The 22,366-nt window shown below is 60.0% G+C and carries 23 protein-coding genes; 7 read left to right on the top strand and 16 right to left on the bottom strand.

From position 1 onward, the window contains the following. The first annotated feature begins 120 nt into the window (after positions 1–120). Together greA and ACR0C6_RS12950 are read left to right on the top strand one after the other, a co-directional pair. Complete coding sequence (greA, locus tag ACR0C6_RS12955) at positions 121–591, top strand: transcription elongation factor GreA (protein ID WP_152456794.1); 471 nt, start codon at positions 121–123, stop codon at positions 589–591. A gap of 14 nt (positions 592–605) precedes the next feature. After that, the gene (locus ACR0C6_RS12950) at positions 606–1,601 is read left to right on the top strand and encodes a hypothetical protein (protein WP_171634986.1); all 996 of its coding nucleotides are present in this window, start codon (positions 606–608) and stop codon (positions 1,599–1,601) included. On the opposite strand, the gene ACR0C6_RS12945 is transcribed toward ACR0C6_RS12950, so the two are convergent. Genes ACR0C6_RS12945 through fdhD form a run of 6 tightly spaced genes read right to left on the bottom strand, consistent with a single transcriptional unit; the run spans position 1,598 to position 6,803 of the window. Continuing rightward, complete coding sequence (locus tag ACR0C6_RS12945; RefSeq protein ID WP_480619659.1) at positions 1,598–2,191, bottom strand: GNAT family N-acetyltransferase; 594 nt, start codon at positions 2,189–2,191, stop codon at positions 1,598–1,600. The two genes, ACR0C6_RS12950 and ACR0C6_RS12945, sit on opposite strands and share 4 nt — an antisense overlap. Further along, on the bottom strand, positions 2,188–4,233 hold the full coding sequence (locus ACR0C6_RS12940; protein ID WP_480619775.1) for a molybdopterin-binding protein: 2,046 nt from the start codon (positions 4,231–4,233) through the stop codon (positions 2,188–2,190). Before ACR0C6_RS12940 ends, ACR0C6_RS12945 begins: the two co-directional genes overlap by 4 nt. 20 nt (positions 4,234–4,253) lie before the next feature. Then, positions 4,254–4,745, bottom strand: coding sequence for a molybdopterin-guanine dinucleotide biosynthesis protein B (mobB, locus tag ACR0C6_RS12935; RefSeq protein ID WP_480619657.1), 492 nt, complete (start codon positions 4,743–4,745; stop codon positions 4,254–4,256). Continuing rightward, positions 4,742–5,386, bottom strand: a complete 645-nt coding sequence (mobA, locus tag ACR0C6_RS12930; protein ID WP_480446801.1) for a molybdenum cofactor guanylyltransferase MobA — start codon at positions 5,384–5,386, stop codon at positions 4,742–4,744. The genes mobB and mobA overlap by 4 nt, the downstream gene beginning before the upstream one ends. Then, positions 5,383–5,919, bottom strand: a complete 537-nt coding sequence (locus ACR0C6_RS12925) for a hypothetical protein (protein WP_480619655.1) — start codon at positions 5,917–5,919, stop codon at positions 5,383–5,385. Before ACR0C6_RS12925 ends, mobA begins: the two co-directional genes overlap by 4 nt. After that, complete coding sequence (fdhD, locus tag ACR0C6_RS12920; RefSeq protein ID WP_171641761.1) at positions 5,916–6,803, bottom strand: formate dehydrogenase accessory sulfurtransferase FdhD; 888 nt, start codon at positions 6,801–6,803, stop codon at positions 5,916–5,918. The genes ACR0C6_RS12925 and fdhD overlap by 4 nt, the downstream gene beginning before the upstream one ends. 49 nt (positions 6,804–6,852) lie before the next feature. Between fdhD and ACR0C6_RS12915 the strand changes: the two genes are divergently transcribed. Then, complete coding sequence (locus ACR0C6_RS12915) at positions 6,853–7,569, top strand: AzlC family ABC transporter permease (protein ID WP_480619653.1); 717 nt, start codon at positions 6,853–6,855, stop codon at positions 7,567–7,569. After that, the gene (locus tag ACR0C6_RS12910; RefSeq protein ID WP_480619651.1) at positions 7,566–7,898 is read left to right on the top strand and encodes an AzlD domain-containing protein; all 333 of its coding nucleotides are present in this window, start codon (positions 7,566–7,568) and stop codon (positions 7,896–7,898) included. Before ACR0C6_RS12915 ends, ACR0C6_RS12910 begins: the two co-directional genes overlap by 4 nt. On the opposite strand, the gene ACR0C6_RS12905 is transcribed toward ACR0C6_RS12910, so the two are convergent. The 7 genes from ACR0C6_RS12905 to ACR0C6_RS12875 all read right to left on the bottom strand — a co-directional run bounded on the left by ACR0C6_RS12905 (position 7,887) and on the right by ACR0C6_RS12875 (position 14,391). After that, a complete protein-coding gene (locus tag ACR0C6_RS12905; RefSeq protein WP_171206074.1) occupies positions 7,887–8,519 on the bottom strand; it encodes a hypothetical protein in 633 nt (210 codons plus the stop codon). The genes ACR0C6_RS12910 and ACR0C6_RS12905 overlap by 12 nt on opposite strands. Positions 8,520–8,536: 17 nt before the next feature. After that, positions 8,537–8,671: an aa3-type cytochrome c oxidase subunit IV gene (locus tag ACR0C6_RS12900; protein ID WP_050604020.1), complete on the bottom strand. Its 135-nt coding sequence runs from the start codon at positions 8,669–8,671 to the stop codon at positions 8,537–8,539. A gap of 89 nt (positions 8,672–8,760) precedes the next feature. Continuing rightward, positions 8,761–9,300 carry a hypothetical protein gene (locus tag ACR0C6_RS12895; protein WP_480619649.1) on the bottom strand — a complete coding sequence of 180 codons (540 nt, stop codon included), beginning with the start codon at positions 9,298–9,300 and terminating at the stop codon, positions 8,761–8,763. Next, positions 9,287–11,128: a glycerophosphodiester phosphodiesterase gene (locus tag ACR0C6_RS12890; RefSeq protein WP_480619647.1), complete on the bottom strand. Its 1,842-nt coding sequence runs from the start codon at positions 11,126–11,128 to the stop codon at positions 9,287–9,289. Before ACR0C6_RS12890 ends, ACR0C6_RS12895 begins: the two co-directional genes overlap by 14 nt. A 56-nt stretch (positions 11,129–11,184) precedes the next feature. Then, positions 11,185–11,637: a DUF6173 family protein gene (locus tag ACR0C6_RS12885; protein WP_480619645.1), complete on the bottom strand. Its 453-nt coding sequence runs from the start codon at positions 11,635–11,637 to the stop codon at positions 11,185–11,187. A 4-nt stretch (positions 11,638–11,641) separates the two neighbouring features. Next, positions 11,642–12,688: an MBL fold metallo-hydrolase gene (locus ACR0C6_RS12880; protein WP_480619773.1), complete on the bottom strand. Its 1,047-nt coding sequence runs from the start codon at positions 12,686–12,688 to the stop codon at positions 11,642–11,644. After that, positions 12,688–14,391, bottom strand: a complete 1,704-nt coding sequence (locus ACR0C6_RS12875; RefSeq protein WP_480446808.1) for an acyl-CoA dehydrogenase — start codon at positions 14,389–14,391, stop codon at positions 12,688–12,690. Before ACR0C6_RS12875 ends, ACR0C6_RS12880 begins: the two co-directional genes overlap by 1 nt. Positions 14,392–14,529: 138 nt before the next feature. On the opposite strand from ACR0C6_RS12875, the gene ACR0C6_RS12870 reads away from it, so the two are divergent. Beyond that, positions 14,530–15,480, top strand: coding sequence for an L-threonylcarbamoyladenylate synthase (locus tag ACR0C6_RS12870; protein WP_480446809.1), 951 nt, complete (start codon positions 14,530–14,532; stop codon positions 15,478–15,480). On the opposite strand, the gene ACR0C6_RS12865 is transcribed toward ACR0C6_RS12870, so the two are convergent. After that, on the bottom strand, positions 15,481–16,035 hold the full coding sequence (locus tag ACR0C6_RS12865) for a YqgE/AlgH family protein (RefSeq protein WP_171724292.1): 555 nt from the start codon (positions 16,033–16,035) through the stop codon (positions 15,481–15,483). It abuts the gene before it with no gap. Positions 16,036–16,180: 145 nt separating this feature from the next. On the opposite strand from ACR0C6_RS12865, the gene ACR0C6_RS12860 reads away from it, so the two are divergent. Together ACR0C6_RS12860 and ACR0C6_RS12855 are read left to right on the top strand one after the other, a co-directional pair. Then, positions 16,181–16,993 carry a protein-disulfide reductase DsbD domain-containing protein gene (locus ACR0C6_RS12860; protein ID WP_480446810.1) on the top strand — a complete coding sequence of 271 codons (813 nt, stop codon included), beginning with the start codon at positions 16,181–16,183 and terminating at the stop codon, positions 16,991–16,993. Positions 16,994–16,997: 4 nt separating this feature from the next. Next, the gene (locus ACR0C6_RS12855) at positions 16,998–17,447 is read left to right on the top strand and encodes an NUDIX hydrolase (protein ID WP_480446811.1); all 450 of its coding nucleotides are present in this window, start codon (positions 16,998–17,000) and stop codon (positions 17,445–17,447) included. Here ACR0C6_RS12855 and ACR0C6_RS12850 read toward each other — a convergent pair. Further along, positions 17,414–20,815, bottom strand: coding sequence for an efflux RND transporter permease subunit (locus tag ACR0C6_RS12850; protein ID WP_480619642.1), 3,402 nt, complete (start codon positions 20,813–20,815; stop codon positions 17,414–17,416). The genes ACR0C6_RS12855 and ACR0C6_RS12850 overlap by 34 nt on opposite strands. A 5-nt stretch (positions 20,816–20,820) precedes the next feature. Beyond that, positions 20,821–22,269 carry an efflux RND transporter periplasmic adaptor subunit gene (locus ACR0C6_RS12845; RefSeq protein WP_480619640.1) on the bottom strand — a complete coding sequence of 483 codons (1,449 nt, stop codon included), beginning with the start codon at positions 22,267–22,269 and terminating at the stop codon, positions 20,821–20,823. Positions 22,270–22,366: the final 97 nt, after the last annotated feature.

Here is a 22,366-nt window from a genome sequence, read left to right as displayed (position 1 = left end):
GCTGACGCTGTCACCTCTTGCAATTCACGTGGCATTTGGGTCAGGTAACTGCCAATCTAACATTCGCCCCGACGCTCCTGTGCGGCGGGGCGACTCAATTTATGCGTGGACGTAGAGAGTATGGAAAAGATCCCGATGACGCCTGCGGGCAATGCCGCGCTCGAGGCTGAGCTGAAGAACCTCAAATCCGTTGAACGCCCGGCGATCATCGAAGCCATCGCCTCGGCGCGCGAGCTGGGCGACCTGAAGGAAAACGCCGAATATCATTCTGCCCGTGAAAAACAGGGCTTCATCGAAGGTCGCATCAAAGAACTGGAAGGTATTCTGTCGTTGGCCGATGTCATCGATCCGGCAAAATTGTCGGGTGCGGTCAAGTTTGGCGCAAAAGTCACATTGGTCGACGAAGATACCGAGGAAGAAAAGACCTGGCAGATCGTTGGTGAATACGAGGCCAATATCGAAAACGGCCTGCTGAACATAAAATCCCCCATCGCCCGCGCCCTGATCGGCAAAGATGAAGGGGACAGTGTCGAAGTGCGCACACCCGGCGGCGTGCGCTCTTACGAAATCCTGAGTATCGAGTACGCCTGACCGGAGCGCATGTAATGTCGGGGCCAAAACCTGACCCGGAAACCGAAAAGCCGACGTCGCTGGGCATCTATGATCGCCCGAAGACTCCGGCTGTCACCGAAATCGAGATTGCCGCACTGGTGCTCAGCCTGATCTGGCTGGTGGTGTCGGTCGTCTTTCTCGTGCTGCCCGGTCAGGGGCAGAACGGTGGCTTTGTCGTCGCCTTTCTGGCCGTGTTCATGCCCGTGGCGATGATCTGGGTTGCGGCCACCGCGATGCGCGCCAGCCGGGTGATGCGAGAGGAAAGTGCGCGGTTGCAAACGGCAATCGACGCGATCCGGCAGGCCTATGTGGCGCAGCAGCAGCGCGCCTCCAGCACCTATGAACCTGCGGTGACCAAAAAGCTGGATGAAATCGCTGCGGCCACAAGGAAAACCGAAGACGCCCTGGCGACGTTCTCGACCAAACGCACGGCGCGTTCTGCCACGGCCGCGCAGTCTTCCGCTCAGGGCGACCAGACCTCGTTGGAACTGGGCACACCTGCGGAAGAGATCACACCGCCGCTGAGTACCGAGGTTTTCATCCGCGCCCTGAACTTCCCCGAAACGCAGGATGACACCGAGGGGTTCAATGCGCTGCGTGTTGCATTGAAGGACCGCAAGACGGCACAGCTTGTGCAAGCTTCGCAGGATGTTCTGACGCTGCTCAGCCAAGAAGGCATCTACATGGATGACCTGCGGCCCGACAAGGCCCGGCCAGAAATCTGGCGCCAGTTCGCCCAGGGCACACGCGGGCGCGCCGTGGCGGCGCTGGGGGGCGTACGCGACAGATCCTCACTTGCGCTGACGGCAGCCCGGATGAAACAGGATCCGATTTTCCGCGACGCCGCGCACCATTTCCTGCGTCGGTTTGACAAGATGATGGCCGAGTTCGAACCCACGGCAAGCGATGCGGAACTGAGTGAACTGGGTGAAACCCGAACGGCCCGCGCATTCATGTTGCTGGGTCGCGTGGCGGGCACGTTTGATTAATCCGACCCGACAATCCACGACATTTTGTTCGCGCTGCTGAAATTGAACAGATACTTCAGCGGTCCGGTTTTTTCTTGACCCACAGGCTGGAACCCCTCGCGCTCGTAAAGGCTGCGGGCGCGGGGGTTCGTGTCGATGACATCAAGCTGAACCTCTGACATGTCGCGGTTGCGGGCCTCGGACTTGATGGCATTCAGCAATGCCGTGCCCACTCCTTTGCCGCGCGCTTCGGCAGCGACAAAAATGCCATCCATCTGGAACACGCCCGGTTTCAGTTCGCGCTCCAGCACGCTCAGAACCAAGGCGCGCCACGTCGCCCCGAACCAGCCATAGACCTGCGCCAGATCAGACATATTGCCCCCCGCAAAAGAGCCGTCACGTGTCTTGAAACCTGCCAGACCCAGCATCCGGCCCGTTTCATCCCGTGCAACCAGCGCGAAATCCGGGTTCAATGCGATTTCAAAGAAAGCCAATCCTTTTTCGTCCGGTCCCATGACTTTGCCCAGCTTGGTCGCAAATGCCTGCCAGAACAGTGCTGCCGCTTCCGCGCGTTCCTGATCGGCGAACCCTCTGGAAATCGTGACCGTCACAACCCGAAACTTCCATACGGAAGGAACCGGACCATATCGCCCGGTTTGACATGGCGCGCACCGTCCTCGATTTCGACCAACCCTTCAGCCCAGCTGAGGCCACTGATCCGGCCTGATCCTTCCGAGTGGAAAACCTCGGCCCGCCCATCCCGCATTCTTGCTCGCAGATATTCCCGGCGACCGGGCTTCTTGCGCTTTTCAAAGGCGGCAGGCACTTCGAAACCTTGCGGTTCAGCCCAGCCTTCGCCGGACATCAGCCCCAAAGCCGGACGCGCGAAAATCAATGTACAGACCATGGCGGCAACCGGATTTCCGGGCAGGCCAAACACCGGCACGCCAGACCACAATCCCAAAGCCAGCGGCCGCCCGGGTTTCAACGCAATGCGCCAGTGCTGCATCGCTCCGGCCTGACGCAACAGGGCCGAAACATGGTCTTCGTCACCCGCTGACGCGCCACCACTGGTCAAAATCACATCCGCCTGTTCCGCAGCCTGATCCAATCGATCCCGCAAGGCGTCCCGATCATCCGAAACACGCCCCATATCCACGGGCACGAACCCCATACGTTCGATCAAGGACAGCAGCATTGGGCGATTGGCGTCGAAAATCTGACCCGGACCAGCGCTCTCTCCGGCTTCGACCAATTCATCACCCGTAGAGACCACGGCCACGCGAAGCGGTTTGCGCACGTTGACTTCGGCAATCCCCACGGCAGACAGCAGCGCAAGATCGGCAGGGGTCAGTCTGCGCCCGGCAGGAAGGGCGATTTCGCCTGCGGCCACATCTTCTCCCGCGCGCCGTGTGTTGGCGCCTTTTTTCAGCGGGCCGTGGAAGGCTATGTGGCCGTCCTTGACCGTGACATCCTCTTCCAGAATGACCGTGTCGACACCGGCGGGCAGCGCCGCCCCCGTCAGCACGCGCAAGGCCCAACCTTCACGCACGTCACCGTCGAACGGGATCCCTGCCGCCGCGCGCCCGTCAATCAATGGCATGATCTGTGGGCCATCAGGGGCGGGGCCAGCAAACCCGTACCCATCCACGGCCGTATTCGGTTGCGGCGGGTTCGAACGTCGGGCGACCACATCCCCGGCCAGAACGCGCCCGCATGCCTGGGTCAGCGCCATCGTCTCAGATGCGGTAATCGGGTGCAGCCTGTCACGCAAACAGGCCAGCGCCTCATCCACCGGTGTCCAGTTGACCCCGGCGGGCAAGGCAAAACAATCGTTCCGCAACGGGGGCGGGGCTATGTTCGGCTTGTCCTGAGGCACACCCAATATCCAACCTTCCTCTGCCGCTGAGACGTTCAATTGCGCATCCAACTCCTGCTCTGTCAAACCCGACAGAGTCAAGGCGGCCTGTTCAACCTGCCAGGCATCTTTGATCCGCCCTTCCGGAGGCGCGCCCAAGGTCAGAGACGGCCAGATTTCCACGAAGGCGACTGGTTTATCCAGCGGTTCGAACGGCCAGACCGAGATTTGCCCGGCAAACCGATGGCGAAGCCGGTTTAGAATCGGCAGCCCCATCATGACTTGGCCACCAACCGCGCCTGCCCCTGCCATCTGCCAGCAGGTGAAGCTTCCTTTTGCCAGAGTCTCAACGACACGACGGTTCGGGAACGGGTTGGAATAGTCCGATTTGGTACGCGGCAGGCCGTCAATATCTCGGCGCAATCCATTCATCCAGAACGGACCACGGCCGTCAAACTGAAGGTTGATCCGACCCGCCAGATCAAAGCGGTTGTTGGCCTTCGGAGAATCCTCGATTTGTTGGTCGAACCAATCCCACAACGCCAGCGGATCGTCCGTTCCGGTCATCGCCCGTGCGAAGCCGCAAGGATATCCAAAAGGAAAATCGAACCCAAGAAGCAGGCGGCGACCGGCCTTCAGTTCGGCGCGGATCAGAGCATCCAACCTCTGCTCGGCTATCCGCCTGTTGCGCAGGTATTCGGGGTCATGCGCTTTTCCGTTTCGTGCAATGCAGGCCCAGATCGCATCCTTGCGCGGGGTCGGCCCGGTGTCGTTTCCGCCAGACCAATCCACCATTGCAAAGGTCTGGAACAGGCTCACAAACCGGCCTCTTTCAGGATGAAGTCAGCAATCCCGGCAATATCGTCCAGATCATAGACCGGGCGGTCCAGATCCAGCGGAGTGTCGCTGGCCACCGCGCGGATGGTGCCATTTTCAGGTGCCATCAGCGCATGGCCCGCCTCAACGCGATACGCTTCGATCTTGGGGTGGTCCTCGCGCTTGAACCCTTCGACCAACACCAGATCGACCGGCGAGAGCCTCGCCAGCAGCTCGGCCAGCGGCGGTTCAGGCGCGCCCCGCAATTCCTGCATCAAAGCAATACGTTGCCCCGAGGCAAGCAGCACCTCGCTGGCGCCCGCAACGCGGTGCCGGTAACTGTCGGTGCCCGGCTGATCCACATCCACGCTGTGATGCGCGTGCTTGACCGTAGAGATCGTAAAGCCCCGGCCTGTGATCTCGGCCACCAGCCGTTCCATCAGCCCGGTTTTGCCGGCATTCTTCCAGCCTGTGACGCCGAAGACCCTCATGCCTGCTCCAGCAAAGTTCGGGCACGGTCCAGATCTTCGGGCGTGTTGACGTTGAAAAACGGATCAAACGGGTCGGCGCTGAACAATGCCTCGCGCCCGTCATGTTTGTCGGTCCACAGCACCACCTTGCGCAACCCGTCCATCAGCGCCGCCCGCAGATCATCGCGCAGCGCCACGGGCCAAAGCCCGAATGTCGGGTGTCGGTTGACTCGCTTGCCGCCACCGGATTTCAGCGCCTCGTCGCCCGAACGCGGCGTGGTGGCCAAAACCAACGGGTGTACCTGCCCTTCCGCAGCCTGCGTCAGTCGCGCCACCAGATCGCGCGGGAAAAATGGCGTATCCGCAGCAGCTGTCACGATGCAGTCCGCCCCCTGCTCTGCCGCCCAGTCGAGCCCGGCCAGCACACCGGCCAGAGGCCCGGCAAACCCTTCGATCGTGTCAGGCAGGACGGGCAGGCCCAGATCAGCGAAGCGCTCAGGGTCGCCATTCGCGTTCAACGCCAACCCACTTACCTGTGGGGACAGACGGTCAATCACATGGGACAGCAGGCTCTGCCCCCCGATCTGCAGCAAACCTTTGTCGCCACCACCCATACGTGTGGCCTGCCCGCCTGCAAGAATGACGCCAAGCGGTTTCGTCATGATGGGTCCTCGATCTCCGGCCATTTTTGGAATTTCTCCAGCGGTGAAAAAATCCAAACCCCACTACCCGCACCAAGCAAAATGAAACACAGGCTCACAGGAAGTCCGGAAAAGTCGGCCAAGACATGGCTCAAGCGAATGAAAGCGAAAAAGAGCACCAAAACCGCCACAGGCGCGAAAAACAACCAGAAAAAGCACCGATACCTGCGAAGTGATCGTCTGATTTCGTTTGGCAAAACGACTGAGGCTGGCAAACCTTGAAGAAGGGTACGTTGCAACACGGCGCTTTGTTTTTGCACCGCCAATCCCCAAGCTGCCCATCCCATCCGGAATGGGGCAAACAGGTCGAATGTGCCGATGTATTCTCTTGCCTCCCACCCCAATCGATCCAAAATTTCTTCGTCCAACCGTGCCATGCCCTCTACGATTGCTCGTTTGCTGCGCGCGTTGTTACGCGCAGCAAGAATGCTCAGCGGCAAGATACTGACTGCAACAACAAACAGGAAAAAAAGTCTAAGGGTTTCCAAAATCATCCTGCACTTTTCCGGCGGTGTTTCCTGTCTTCGATCGCTACGGTTGACGGGTCCACGTCGCGCAGCAGGCGATCCTCACCCGACAGGCAGACAAAGCGCTGGCCGCGCATCCGCCCGATCAGCGTCAGCCCGACCTCGCGCGCGATCTCGACGCCCCAGGCGGTGAAGCCCGAGCGGGAAGCCAGTACCGGAATCCCCATCATCGCCGTTTTGATCACCATTTCGGATGTCAGACGACCAGTAGTATAGAGGATCTTGTCCGCCGCACTCTCTCCTTCTGACAGCATCCAGCCTGCGATCTTGTCGACGGCGTTGTGGCGGCCCACGTCCTCCATATAGACCAGCGGGCAGTTTTCACGGCACAGGACCGTGCCGTGAATCGCTCCGGCCTCGAGGTACAGCGACGGAGTGCGGTTGATCTTCGAGGCCAGATCATACAGCCAGGAGGTGCGCACCTGAACCTGCGGCAGTTGTACGTCTTCCAAGCCCTCCATCATGTCGCCAAACACAGTACCCACGGCACACCCGCTGGTGCGGGTCTTCTTCTTCAGCTTGTCCTCATACGATGTTTCGCGCGCGGTTCGGACGATCACGGTTTCAAGATCGTCGTCATATTCCACGCGCGTGATTTCGTCATCCGACAGCAGCATCCCCTGATTGCGCAGAAAGCCCAGCGCAAGATATTCGGGATAGTCGCCAATCGTCATCGCCGTCACGATTTCCTGCGAATTGAGGAAGATCGTAAGCGGGCGTTCCTCGACCACAGATATCTGGCTGATTTCACCGTTCTGGTCCACGCCCTCGACCGCTCGGGTCAGGCGCATCGCACCCGGATCAGGGGCGATAAGATAGTCCGACAGATCGAATTCCGTGGCCAATTGCAACCCCTTCCCAAGACAGTTACTGCTGCATGAATCACCATAGGATTTAGCCATGGCCTCTGCCACATCCAAGTCATACTTCTGGAAAGGTTTTCGGGACGGGACGCCGTTTATCTTCGTCGCCGTGCCCTTTGGCCTTCTGTTTGGTGTTTTTGCGACCGAAGCCGGGCTGACCCTTGTTCAGACGATGGCCTTTACATCGACCGTTTTTGCAGGTGCCGCGCAATTCGCGGCGTTGCAATTGTTGCAGGACAACACCCCGACCGTGATCATCATAATCTCGGCGCTGGCCGTGAATCTGCGCATGGCGATGTATTCCGCATCACTGACACCTTACCTGGGCTCCGCGCCCATGTGGCAGCGTGCCTTTGCGGCATATCTGACCGTGGATCAATCTTATGCCTGCTCGATCGTGCGGTTCGAGAAAGAGCCCGACCTGTCAGTGCCGCAACGCATGGCCTATTTCGTGGGCTCTGTCACGCCGATCACACCGCTTTGGATTCTGGGCACTTATCTGGGCGCAGTGCTGGGTGCGCAAATACCGGAAAGCTGGGCGCTGGATTTTGCCCTGCCGATCACCTTTCTGGCCATGATAGGGCCGATGATGCGGACCTTTGCACATGTGGTCGCGGCCCTTGTGGCCATCGCGGTATCGTTGTTGACCGTCGTAATCCCGTTCAATCTGGGTCTGCTGATCGCCGGATGCGCTGGAATGATTGCCGGGGCACAGGCGGAACTGATCCTCGAACGTAGAAAGACGCGACCATGACTCAGCCCGATTCCGTCACCATCTGGGCCATTATCATCGGGCTTGCCATCGGCAGCTATGCGCTGCGCTTTGTCTTTATCGGTCTTGTAGGTGATCGCCCGATGCCGCCTTGGCTGCTGCGTCACTTGCGATATACAGCGGTGGCCATCCTTCCCGCATTGATCGCACCGCTGGTCGTTTGGCCCTCTGCCACCGAAGGGCAGCCTGATCTGCCACGTATGTCGGCGGCAGCCGTTGCCCTGGCGGTCGGAGTGATCAGCAAAAACGTGATAGCGGCCATCTTTTCCGGGGCCGCCACGCTCTATGGTCTGCTTTATCTACTGAGTTGAGACAGCGTCGAGCTGGTTGAGACGCGCATTGTTCGCCGCCAGCCCCTTTTGCAGATCCGCATCGTCATTTTCCCGATATTCTTCGGTGACGACGCCCGGAATCTGCGCGAACTGTTCCGACAGGTTCACCGGATAGAACGTCACATCAATCTGCTCGAACCCCGGCACCTGCTTCAACAGTTGAGAAGTCGAGTTGGTACAGAATGCGCCAGCGACCGGACCGGATTGCTTTGCCAGTTGCAAGGCGATTTCAGCCTGTTGCGGGCTCACCTGAATGGTCTGTATGCGGGCATAATGCGTCTCGCGCGCGTGCGAGCTGCGATAAGCTCGTTCGACCGCCGGGGTAATGCCGTAAAGCACATCATCCTTCACCGGAACCACATCCGCCCGGAACGAACCGGCAGGGTCAAAGATCACCCGCTCGCTGCCCGAGATCATCAACGACGTATGCGCGCCCGATCCGGTGCGTGTGTTGATCATTGTGTACAGCGTCAGGGTCGCTGGCCCCGGATCACGGTAGGACCGGGACACGATTTCGTTCCGATCCGCCTGCGGACGGTTCGAATTGGCGCAGCCCGCCACTGTCGCTGCCAGCAAGCAGGCAATCAATATCCTGAGCAAGTCAGCCCCCGAAACGGTTAGGAGGCGAAGACCGCCAGGAACAGGCACAGGAAGGCAATGGCGACCACACACCACGTGGTGGCCTTGATGAAACCGTTGAATGTCTTGGTTTGGACCGTGATGTCCATTTCGCCGTGCTTGTGTTCAGCCATGAGTCTCAGATTCCCAATTCGCGTGTTTGATCTGTTGGATAATGGAAAACAGAACGCCTGTCACCACGTCATTCGCGCGCAGGACGCTGTTACTTGAGGACCGAACAACCGGGATACCCGAAGCCCCACCGCCAGGGCAGGCCGCTGCACGGCCCGCCGCCGAATCGCACCGCCCCGTACATTGCATCCGCAGTAATCGCGTGCACGCTGCGAATCTGTTCAGGCGACATGTCGTACTGGTCGGCATATTCCTCGGCATGGCCGTCTCCGTGCTGCACCACACAGGCGTGCAAGGCGTCATCCGCTGCCAGACGTGCCTCATAGCTTTCGTTGGCTGTCTCTGCACCGCCCGCATTGTGATATGCCCGGTCGTGGATGACGCAGCAGTACTCCCACGGCGGGTGCTCTTGATATAGCGCGCCAACCTGTGGGAACTGCTTTGCCACCCAACGCCAACTGGCTGACAACCCGCCTGAACAGCCATCGGTTTCAAACGACGTCAGTTCGGCGTCCTTGCTTTGCTCGATCAGGGCACGGTGGCCCGGCATCTCAAATCCGCGCATCAGATCCTGTGCCCATGCCGACAGTGGCAGCAGAGACAGAAACAGTGCCATATTAAGGACTTTCATCGCGCATCGCCTCTGTATCGACCTGCAATCCAAAGGTGGTTGCCAGCCACAGCAACAGCCGCTCGCCCGGCCCCATTTCAGCGCGTATGCGCAAAACCTCATTGGCCATGGCCGGGCGGTCGGTAATCAAACCATCCACACCCATCGAGGCCATCCTGGACATCTGCAACGGATCATTCACCGTCCAGACATAGATATCCTTACCAGCGTCCTGCACTTTGCGGATCAGCCCAGGTGTAACCATGCCTGCATTGACGGCGACAAATTCACCTTCCAACCCCGACAGATCCCCAATGGCCGTGGCCGCCAGCACACCAGAGCGCCAGTCGGGCCGCAACTTTTCCATCTTTTGCACGGCCGGGTATTTCAGCGACATGGTGGCAACGTCGTTCTGCATCCCAAGCTCTTCGACAAGGCCGATCACCCGATTTTCCAGATCGACGTCGTGACCATAATATTTCAGCTCGATAAGAACCTTCGACTTGCCCTTGGCCGCTTCCAGTACCTCTCGCAGGGTCGGGGTCCGCTCTGCGGCGTATTCCGGTCCGAACCAGCTTCCGATGTCGATATCAGCCACATCCTGCATCGTCGCATCCCAGACCTTCAAGTTGACGCCGGCCAACTTCATGAAATCGCTGTCATGGGCCACGACAACCACATCATCCGCCGTTTCCTGGACGTCTATCTCAACCCAGTCCGCACCATCCTCGATCGCTTTCAGGACCGAGGCCATTGTGTTTTCAGGTCGCAAAGCCGCAGCGCCCCTATGGCCGATGACCTCGGCTTGATCCGGCGCCTGCACGCGTTCCAGCAAGCTTTGCCCAAGCCAGAAGCCAACGCCCAACGCGGCCAAGGCCGCCACGACAGTGACAAGAACCGGCACGCGGATCCTTCGGGGTTCGGGATGGGGAACGTCCTTGGTCTCAGCTTCAAAGAAACCGTCCAGCAAGACCGCCAATGCGCCTAGCGCCGTGGCCGCCAGAACCAACCCTGCCAGGGACCAAAGCCCCGCAATGACCAGGCTGAATATCAATGCCAGTCTGAGGTTGCCGCCTTCCTGCAAGGGCACAACCGCAAACAACAGACCGGCCACCGCCGCAATCAAAGCCGCAATCACAAGCCGCAGTCCCAGCCAAAGGGCAAGCTCGATCTTCAAACGCCCGCGCTTGCCTTCCATCTTTTGTTCGCTTTTCGCGAATGCTCCGCGTGGTGAGGCCCCCTCGAACAGAACCAGATGCAACGCCAGCGCCCATCCCGACAGACGGCGGATCAACACCCATGCCAACGCAAGAACGACAAGCCCGATCAGAACCACGGCCACCTGAAAGGCCGGAGGGTGGAATGTCAGGTAATAATTGATGTCATATTCCGTCAGCGTCCACCATGCGATCACCCCCGCGACGGCCACAAACGGCAAGGCAAGCAGCAGAACGCGCAGGATGAACCGAACGGCAAATCCGAACAGCGCCGGAAAGCGGGACAGGTTCAGTGCCAGTGCCGCACTGCCTGCGCGCCAAGGGTCGTTTTCTCCCATACGCAAGGACCCGGCCATGACCGCGAACACAAGAACCTCGGCCAGCAAGAACAGACTGAGCACAGCAACACCCGCGATGAACCCTGCCGGAGACAGCAGGAACATCGCAATGTCCTGATCGGTCAGAGCGGTCTGATTTGACAGAGAGACCGCCAGATTGACAGCCACAGCCACACCCGGCGCGATCAGCGCCACCAGCAGCAAGCGCACTGCGACATAGATTGGCACAAAGACCCGGCGCCGTTCCCAGGCACCTGCATAGGCATGTGTTACTGCTTGAAAAAATCTTGTCACGTGGGCGCCTCCGGACTGATGCAGTCATTCAAAGGCGCGCAAGCGTGAATTGCAAGTCAGCTGTCTTCCAGATCCGCCGCCAGACGGAAACCGATTCGGTTGGCGGGTTTGTCCTCGACCGATTTGGGCAGGGCGCGCAGCATCACGTTCAACTGGCTGACATGCTGCACCAATTGCGTGCGGGCCCCGGTTCCGTCGGATCCGTAAAAGGTGATCATGTCGGGGTCGAAATACCCCATCCCTTCGATCCGCATGACGCCGGCATCGCCACCGGTAAAGCCCATGGCGACTTCGTGATTGCCGTCCAGCGTCTTTTCAAAGTTCTGGATATACATGATCAGACGCTCGTAAGCCCATTGCGCCGGGCTTTTGTTGGCAACAGGCTTCCTCAACCCCTCGGGCAGGTCCTTGGCTCCGGATTCGGCATTGGGATCCGCGTGCACCTCGTGACAACGCGGCAAAGCGGCGGCTTCGGCGGCCTCGGCCGAGGTTTCGATCTGGTCCTGCATTCTTCTACCCTTTGCGCTGATACAGCCATGCCCCGTCAGCGCGTTGCGTCCGGGTTACTGCACCAATGTGGTAGAGATGATTCACATGCGCAACCGCCTCAACCAGCGCAAGCCCATATTCGCCTTCGCGGATCGTGCGTTTGAACAGGGGCAGAAAACAATCTGCGGCCGCTCTGGGTTGATCCAGATGCTTCAACAGGCGGCCCAACGCGCCGTGGTGGTTGTCAATCAGTTGTTTCATCCTCAGCGGCAGGCCCGAAAACGGCAGCTTGTGCCCGCCCAGAACCAGATGATCGGACCGGGCAAGCGTCTGCAACCGCTCGCAGGCTTCCAGCCACGCTGAAACCGGATCGGCCATCGGTTCCGTGGCATAGACGCCCAGATTGGGGCTGATCGAACTGAGGATCTGATCGCCGCTCAACACCAGATTGTCGTCACGGCTCCAGAAGGTGGCGTGTTCCGGCGCGTGGCCATTGCCCATATGCACGTCCCAGTCGCGCCCTCCCATTCGGATCACGTCGCCCTGCTTGATCCGGGTAAAGCCCAGCGGCATGGGATAAACCGTGTCGGCAAAGTTGAACGGGCGATCCTTCATCCGCGCATTCAGAACCTCGGGTGCCATGCCGGCGCTGCGATAGAAATCAAGCGTTTCCTGCGGCCATGCCTCCTGCACATCCAGCGTCAGCATCCGCGCAAACAGCCAAGAGGTGCGGCTTGTGACCAGCTCGGCCTCGTGTTCCGACTGAAACCACCCGGCATTGCCGACATGGTCAGGATGATGATGCGTCACCACCACACGGGTGATCGGTTTACCTTTCAAAGGCCCGCCCATCAGGGTTTCCCAGATACGCCGCGTCTTGTTCGACGACAGCCCGGTGTCGATCACCGTCCAACCTTCGCCATCGTCCAGCGCGTAGATATTGACGTGATCCAGCGCCATCGGAAGAGGCAGGCGCATCCACAGTACACCCTCGGCAACCTCGATGGCTTCGCCCGGCGCGGGCGGTTCAGCCCACGGATATCTGATCCCCGATACGCGATCCCCGTCCATCACGCCGCCAACTCATCCGGGCTGAGCGAAAAGAGATCATCCGCGCCGCTTTGCACCCGCGCCAGAAGCCCGGAATGCTCGGGCAACAAGGCGTTGATGTAGTAGCGCGCCAGTTTGGCCCGTGGTCCTTCCGGATCGGCCAGTGCCGCGGACAGGTGATAATGCCCGCCAAGAACCCGGGCAAATGCCTGAAGATATGCCGTTGCGCCTGCAAACCGATCGTTCATGTCGTCTTGCGCCACCAACCATTCGGTTGCCTCGCGCAGGGTTTCTGTTGCCTCCCACACTGGACCGGCCAGATCGGGCATCGTCGTACGCGCGTGCTCGGCCTGTTCTTCGATCTCGTCCAGAAGGTTCGATGCCGCCTCGCCCCCGTCCATCATTTTGCGCGCAACAAGGTCCATGGCCTGAATGCCGTCGGTTCCCTCGTAAATCGCGGTCACGCGAACATCGCGGGAATATTGCGCCGCGCCTGTTTCTTCGACAAAGCCCATGCCGCCATGCACCTGTACGCCGGTTTCTGCCACGCGTATCCCGGTCCGGGCCCCAAAGTTCTTGCCGATTGGCGTCAACAACGCGGCCCGCGCGGCCCAATCGGCGTCGCCGGTGGCTTTCGCCATGTCAATCGCGGTCGCGTTGGCCAGAAGAATAGCCCGAGCTGCAAAGATATCGGCGCGCATATCCATGATCATGCGACGCACATCCGCATGTTCGATGATCGTACCAGAAGGCGTCCTGCCCTGCTTGCGTTCCAGCGCATAGGCCAAAGCGTGCTGATAGGCGCCTTCCGCAACGCCCACACCCTGGCCACCCACGCCCAGGCGGGCGTTGTTCATCATGGTAAACATGGCCGCCATACCACCATGTTCCTTACCCACAAGCCATCCTTTGGCGCCGTCATATTGCATCACGCAGGTGGGAGAGCCATGCAGGCCCATCTTGTGTTCGACGGAAACAACCTTCAGGTCGTTGGCCACGCCGGGATTGCCATCCGCATCGGGGATGTATTTCGGCACCAGAAACAAGGAAATGCCCTTGGTGCCGGGCACACCGTCCGGCAGACGGGCCAGAACCAGATGGCAGACATTTTCAGCAAAGTCGTTGTCGCCCCAGGAAATGAAGATCTTCTGCCCGGTCACCGAGTATGTGCCATCACCGTTTGGTTCGGCCTTCGAGGTCAGCGCGCCCACATCCGATCCGGCCTGAGCTTCGGTCAGGTTCATGGTCGCAGACCATTCACCCGAAATCATTTTGGGCAGATACAGTGACTTCAATTCGTCGCTGGCGTGGTGTTCCAACGCCTCGATCTGGCCCTGCGCCATCAGCGGAGCAAGTTGCAGCGACAGGCAAGCGGCGCTCATCATCTCGTTCACGGCAGTGGTGACAGCCATCGGCAGGCCCATTCCGCCATATTGGGGATCAGCGCTGATCCCGATCCACCCGCCTTCGGCAATCGCCTTCCAGCCATCGGCATAACCCGGAGAGCTGCGCAGCACGCCATTCTCAAGCCGCGCTGGTTCCAGATCACCGGCACGCTGCAACGGGGCCAGAACCTCTTCGCTCATCTTGGCCGCTTCGGTCAGGATGGCCGTGACGACATCGGCGCTGGCATCTGCAAAAGTCTCGGTGGCGGCGACCTTGTCGAACCCGACGACATGGTCCAGCAGAAATTGATAATCTGAGATTGGGGCGCGATAGGGCATGATTTCTCTCGGGGTTTAACGGATCGGAATACATCGGCGGGCTTGGAATCAAGTGCAAGCGCCGGTAAGCGTGTGGGCCTGAACCGATTACGTACCTTACCTCAAGTTCCAGGCAACCAAAACGCGGCGTCATCAGATATGATCTCATCCGGCACACAGGAATTGACGGCAGATCCCGGCGGCATCGCGCAGGCTGCCGATTTTTTGCGCCAGGGTCTTCTGGTCGCTTTTCCGACCGAAACGGTCTATGGCCTTGGCGGCGACGCCCGCAACGGACAAGCCGTCGCATCGATTTACGAGGCCAAGGGACGGCCCAGCTTCAACCCGCTGATCGCTCATGTCGCCTCGGTCGAAGCGGCCCAGCGCTTTGTGCAATGGTCGGATCTGGCCGAGCAGCTGGCACAGGCCTTCTGGCCCGGTCCTCTGACCCTGGTTTTGCCGTTGCGCGAAGGGCACGGGGTTTCCTCGCTGGTGACCGCCGGGCTGGACACTCTGGCCGTGCGGGCACCTGCGCATCCGACGGCGCGTGCGCTGCTGGCCGACTTTGACGGACCGGTCGCGGCCCCTTCGGCTAATCCCTCGGGTCAGATCAGCCCCACGACGGCGGCTCATGTGTGGTCCGGTCTTGGCGGAAAGATCGCGGCTGTTCTGGACGACGGCCCCTGTGCGGTGGGTCTGGAATCCACCATTGTCGGTCTGGCCGGAGAGCCCACATTGCTGCGTCCGGGCGGCGTTGCGTTGGACCGAATCGAAAGCGTGCTGAACATGCACCTGCACCTACACCAATCCGGCGATCTGCTGACCGCTCCGGGACAGTTGCAGTCGCATTATGCGCCCGACGCCCCGGTCCGCCTGAACGCTACTGCGCGTCACGGGGATGAGGTTCTGCTGGGCTTTGGGCCAGTGGATTGCGACCTGAACCTGTCTGTCGAAGGACGTCTGACCGAGGCGGCCGCAAACCTCTTTGCAGCCCTTCACAGGCTGAACGAGACCGGCCGACCCATTGCCGTATCTCCGATCCCGAACACCGGATTGGGGGCCGCAATCAACGACAGGCTGCGCCGCGCCGCTGCACCACGCGACAGCTGATCAGGCCCGGCCTGCGCTGGCGGACAACGTCAGAGGATCCACCCCGAGCGTCGCCAAGGCAGCTTCCCATTTTTCGTCATCAGGCACGTCGAAGACAAGTTTCGTCGTCGCTTCGGTGGTCAGCCAGCCGTTCATCGCTATTTCGTCCTCAAGCTGACCCGGGCCCCAGCCGGAATAGCCCAGCGTCAGCATCGAATTCAGTGGTCCGCTGCCAGAGGCCAGATCTTCAAGCACATCCAGCGTCGCCGTCATGCTGAAATCCGCGGAAATATGCATCGAATGCAGATTGGCCTCATAATCGGCGCTGTGCAGGACAAATCCGCGCGACATCTCGACCGGGCCACCGAAATGCACCAGGCGCTCTCCGATCACCGGGATACTGCAGGCGATGTTCAGTTGCCCCAGCAACGTCTTGATTCGCAGATCCGAAGGCTTGTTCACGATCAATCCCATGGCGCCATCGTCGCCATGGCTGCACATATACACCACCGAATGGTCGAATCGCGGATCGCCCATTCCGGGCATCGCAATCAACAGTTTTCCGGTCAGGTCCATGGGCCGTCATCTCTTTGTCAGTTCACGTCAACAATGGCCCTGCCGCACCCCAGTTTGCAAGAGACCAACCCGTATTTCGACAGATTTCAGCGCGGTGACCGGATCGTGACTTGGAATCCGCGCCATCGACGCGCATTTATGGGGTATGAAGATGCCGATCAAACCCACCGCCGTCGCCGCGCTCGCGTGTCTGAGCCTGTCCGTTCCAGTTGCCGCGCAAGACTTGGACAACGTGGTTCGGCTGGATGTTCTGGATGGTGGACGGACGACCAACGGCACCTATATGTCCGCGTTGAAACTTACGCTCAAGGATGGCTGGAAGACCTACTGGCGCGCGCCAGGAGATTCCGGCATCCCGCCAGAGTTCGACTGGAAGCGATCCAGAAATGTCGGCCAGGTGGAAATCATCTGGCCCTCGCCCGAAGTCTTTGACCAGAATGGCCTGCAATCGATTGGCTATGAAAATCAGCTGGTCCTGCCCATCAAGGTCACTCCGCGCAACCCGGCAAAACCGGTCCGTCTGAAAGGCAGGATGGATCTTGGGGTCTGCAAAGACGTTTGCATCCCGGAACGCCTGGATTTCGACCACACGCTGGACGCCGAAGCTGATCGCAACCCGGCGATTGCCGCAGCGATGGCGCAAAGACCCTATTCCGCGCGCGAAGCCCGTGTCACCAAGACCACCTGCAACCTGACGCCCACGAAAGATGGGATGCGGATCGAGGCGCGGATGACGATGCCGTCGGCAGGTGGTCGAGAAGTCGCCGTGATCGAACCCGGCAATCCTTCGCTATGGGCCTCGCAACCCGTATCTCAGAGGCAGGGGGATACATTGGTGGCCGAAGCGGAAATCATACACGCATCAGGTGCACCTTTTGCGCTGGACCGGTCCGAGATCCGGATCACCGTTCTTGGGTCCGATCACGCGGTGGATATTCTGGGCTGTAGCGCGGGCTGAATGCATGAGCCAATCCCCCAAGATCGGTGCATTGGCGGTTGTTCTGCATCAGGACAAGGTTCTTCTGGTTCAGCGCAGCAAACAGCCCGACAAAGGGCTGTGGGGGTTCCCCGGCGGCCACGTAGAGTGGGGTGAAACCGTTCTGCAGGCGGCGCAGCGCGAGTTGCGGGAAGAAACCTCGGTGATTGCGGAACCGTCTCATTACTTGAGAAATCTGGATCTGCTGCGTCACGACAAGGCGGGGCAGGTTTTGTCCCATTACCTGTTGGTCGGCGTTGCCTGCCGCTATCGCTCCGGCACACCACAGGCTGGTGACGACGCGCTGGATGCCCGCTGGTTTACCATCGAGCAGATACGCCGGGGCGACCTGCCGATGAGCGCGCGGGTCATCGACCTTTTGGAACACGCGATCCGCGCGGATCAGGCATCGGCCGATCTTGTCAGCCGCCCATAAAGCAAACCTGACAGGACCACGCTCAGGACCACGATCAGAATTGCCCCGGCCAGGAATGCACCCAACCCCATTCGCAGCACCGCAATGCCATCTCCACCCGCATAGAGGCCTTGCAGCACGCCAAGCGGCGCGCCTGTAACCGCGGGCCAAATCATCGTCAGGCCGAACCAAACAGCCAAAGCGGCCCCGGTTGCCGCCAGCGCCCCGCGAACCACCCGGTCGGGTGCCCGCGCGGCACGGCGCATGGCTGTCATAGGGCGCGCCACGTCATTGAGGATCGCCAACAGGGCAGGCACCAGGATCAGAACCAGCAACATCCCGAACCCAAGCCCGTAAACCAGCGTGATCACGGTCGGCTTGAGGAATTGCGCCTGTTGCGAACCTTCGTAAAGCAACGGTGCCAGTCCAAGAACCGTGGTCAAAGTGGTTAGCATCACGGGACGCAACCTGTCTGCGGTCCCTTCGACAATGGACGGAACCAGACCACGGTCTTTTTGATACGCATCTATCGTCGTCACCAGAACGATCGAGTCGTTGATGATGATCCCCGTCATGCCCAGCAACCCGACCACCGTGAACATGCTGAGCGGCACATCCCAGATGTAGTGGCCCCAGATCGCACCAACGAGGCCAAAGGGTATGATTGCCATGACCACCACAGGCCGTGTCCAGCTGGCGAACACCCAGGCCAGAACAAGGTAGATACCTGTCAGGCACAGGATCAAACCGGTGCGGGCTTCGGCAAGGAATTCATTTTCCTGTTCGCTCAGGCCCGACATGCGCCACTCGACTTGCCGTTCGGCAGCGATATTCGGCAGGATTTCTTCCTGCATCGCCCGTTCGATTTCAGCCGCGCGTGCCGGATCATCCTCGGAGATGTCGCCATAGACCGAAACAACCCTCAGGCCGTTTTCGCGCCGAACCGTCGAGAAACCGGATTCACGCTCGACCGAAACGATGTCGGCCAGCGGTACGTAAACCCCATCAGGAGACCGCATGAGCGTACGCTCGAGGAAATCAGCCGTCAGTTCGCCTTCAGGCAGTTCCACACGGATCTCGGCACTGCGTGGCCCGTCCGGGAAAGTTGCCGCTTCGATACCGTTCAGGCGATTGCGCAGGGCGCGACCAAGCGTTTCTATCCTGAAACCCAGCGCCTCTCCCTGTGCAGTCAGGTCCAGGATGAACTCTTCCTTGTCATAAGCCAGGTTGTCTTCCAGCGCCGAGACTTCGGGAAATTTCGACAGCTCGGCCTGCAAGTCTTCGGACGCGGCCTTGAGAACGCTCACGTCAGAGCCGAAAAACTGCACGTCGATGGCGTCGCCACCCGGTCCAGAGCGCCACCCCCGGAAGCTGATCACTTCGAGCTTGGGATGGCGCGGCGCGAATTCCTGCAACTCTCCGACGAATTCGAAACTCGAATAAGGGCGCAGATCGGCATCGATGAGTTCGATCGAGATTCCCCCCAGCAAACTGCCATCCTTGCCATCCGCAGCAGCCAGCTGTCGGCCTGCATTGCCGCCAACCTCGGCCAGGACATAGTCGATCGGATTGCGCCCATGACGCTCTTCATAGATCTGGCCCAGGTCATTGACCGCCTGTTGCAGAAGGCGCATCATTTCCAGCGTATCTGATCGCGTTGAGCCTTCGCGCATGATAAAGCCGCCGGTCACGGAACTTCGCTCTGGTGCATTGAAAAAGCGCCAGTTGACGTCACCACGGATGAACAGGGCGATCTGGCTGGCCAATATGGCGATCATCAGCGCCACAACAACGTAGCGCGCCCAGATCACCCAGGCGATCAGCGGGCGGAACAGGTGGTCCCGAACCCAGCGGAAACCGCGGTTGACGACGCGATTTGGCAGATCATACCAGTGTTCCTTGGCTGAATGCGCAATCGCGTGCGCCATGTGATTGGGCAGAATCAGAAAACACTCGATCAGTGACGCGATCAGAACCGCGATCACGGTGAAGGGGATATCGCGGATCAGCTCTCCGAAACGTCCGCCGACCAGGGTCAAACCAAAAAACGCAATCACCGTCGTTACGGTTGCAGCCAGCACCGGCATCGCCATACGTCGGGCTGCGCGTTCAGCGGCTACCACAGGCGGTTCGCCCAGTCGGCGGGCGCGGAAATCGGCATGTTCGCCCACCACGATGGCGTCATCGACCACGATCCCCAAAGTGATGATCAGGCCGAACAGAGAGACCATGTTCAGCGACAGCCCCCCCAGATACATCAGCGCAATGGCCGCCGACATGGCCACCGGAATCCCTGCGGCAACCCAGAAGGCGATGCGCGCATTCAGGAACAGAAACAACAGGCAGACGACAAGGCCAAGGCCCATCAGCCCATTGTCGACAAGGATGTTCAGCCGGTCGGTGATTGCCTGAGCCCGGGTGCGGATCAGCTCGATCTTCACGCCTTCAGGAACGCTGGCCTGCATGGCGCGGGCCACGTCCTCGACAGTGTGCTGGATGGCTATCGCATCGCCCTGATTTGACCGGTCCACTCTTATGGACATGGCCGGGTGGTCACCGACAAAGTAACTGCGGTGCCGCGTCACCCCTTCGACCCGGATAACTGCTATGTCGCCGACCCTGAGTTTCGACCCATCGGCATTTGTCCGGAGCGCAATTCCTTCGATTTGTTCCGGACTGCGTTTTTCAATCCCAGCCCGAATGCGTGCGCCAACGCCTTCCACTTCGCCCGCAGGATCGGTGTTTACCTCGGCTCCAATCGCTGCAGCGATATCCGCCATGGAAATATCGTTGGCGATCAGCTGCGCCGTAGGAACTTCGACAACGATCCGTGGCGCCGCAATTCCCCGAATGGTCGTGCGGGTGACACCGGCAGTGAACAAACGGTTGATAAGCTCATCCGTCAGTTTAGCCAATTGGTTGGTATCGGTCGGGCCGCTGATGACAAGATCCGTCACCCGATCCCGCCACGCGCCCCGTTTGATCTCGGGTTCTTCGGATCCTTCGGGCAGATCCGTTACACCGTCTATCGCAGTCCGAACCTCTTCGACCGCGCGGGACATATCCCAGTTCGCCTCGAACTCCAGCCTGACGCGGGTCCACCCCGGGTGCGAGCTGGCCTCGGTGCTGGTCACGCCTTCAACAGCCAGCAGCGCGGGTTCCAGCACCTGCACAATACCGGCATCCATATCCTCGGGGCCTGCACCTTCCCACGAGACGGTGACATCAACCCGTTCCAGAATGACATCCGGAAAGAACTGTGCCCGCATGTTCGGGATAGCCGCTGCACCCAGAACCAGCATCACCAGCAGCAGCAAATTGGCGACCGTCCGGTGCCGTGTGAAATAGCTGAGAAGGCCACCCGCTGCGCCAGGTATCTCGCGCATCATGACGCTCAGCCCCCGGCCTTGGTTTCAATGCGCCGCACCAGAGATGAAGGGACGCGCGCTTCGCGCAACTGACCCAGAACCTGGGTTTTTTCATCCTGAGGCATGGATTCGTTGGCCTCGACCCGGGCCACGAGTTCAGCGCGTTTCGCATCTGAAAGTTCGACCATGCCCGGGTCTGCCCCGGCCTCAAGCCGCAAGGGCCGCACCCGCACGCCAGATCCAAGCAACGGCGTGCGTCCGATCACAACCTCGCGCCCTTCCAACCCGTCGCCCCGCAGCAAAACCTCGTCACCCTGTCTGCGGACAAGCTGCACCGGCAAACTTTCCAGACGGTCATCCGCACCCAGCACCAGAACCGTTCCCGATGCGTCCAATGCCGAAGACGGCAAGCGGAACACATTGGCAAGCGGTTGTTCCTGAACCGAGACGGTGACGAAGTCTTCGGGCTTGAAACCGGATGCCTCTTGCAGACGCGCATAGATCAAGCGTCCGGTCTGACCCTCACCGGCAGAACCGCTGTCGCGGCTGATATGACCAGTCGCGGTCAGATCGGTGCCCGTCACTTCAAGCGAAACCGTGACCGGTGCGTTGATCAGCCTGTCATTCTCGTCCAACAGACGTACATATTGTGCCGTCGACACCCGGAACGCCACTTCAAGCGCGTTTGGATCAACCAGTTCAGCCAGTTTTTCATTCGCCGACACCAACCGCCCTTCCACAAGCGTCACATCGGTCAGGGTACCGCTGAATCCGGCTCGAATGGTCATATCGTCAAGATCGCGTTCCGCCGCCTCCAAGGCAATCACCGCGCGCGCCAACAACGTCGTTGCCTGATCGACGCGGGATTCAGCCTGTGCAAGCGCGATACGGCGCGCCAGAACGGCCTGTTGTGCCGAAGCAGCCGCCAGTTCAGCCTCTTCCACGCTGGCGGCGGCGCCTACCCCTCGGGACTCCAGATCGCGTTGCCGTTGCAGCGCCCGTTCCCGCAGTTCGGCTTGCGCCTCGGCCGATTTCAATTCGTCCTGCGCCAGCAGCAAAGACCGTTCGGCATCACGTTCTTCGAATTGTGCGTCCAAAAGATCTGACTTAGCCCGATCCAGCGCGGATTGGGCATCCGCCGGATCCAGTTCAACCAGAACTTCCCCGGCAATCACCGTTCCGCCATCCACGAAATCCTCTGCCAGGGCGACAACGCGGCCACCCAGTGCCGCGCGCAATTCCAGCCTACGCCGGCTCTGGACCTCTCCGAATGCTTCGAGATATGGGATTACGGTTTCCGCTTCGGCCTGACGTACGGCAACCGCAAAGACCCGTTCGCGGGCGGCGGGCGCCTGGTTCTCACGTGTCAGGACGTCCTGAACGGCACCCATGATGATCTGCGCGGCAACAAACAGCAGAGCAAGCGTCAGGAACGCCAGAAAGATACCGACAAGACTCTGCCGTAGAAATCGCATCAAACAGTTACCCCGGTTGCACCAAGCTGCCGTCCACAACATGTAGCCGGATCACGAATTATGCCAAGCCACAAAGCGGTTATACGGAATTGAACGT

Source organism: Ruegeria sp. AL12 (genome assembly GCF_056540885.1).
Note: the sequence above shows the minus strand (reverse complement) of the source record. Positions and strands in the feature narration are given on the sequence as shown.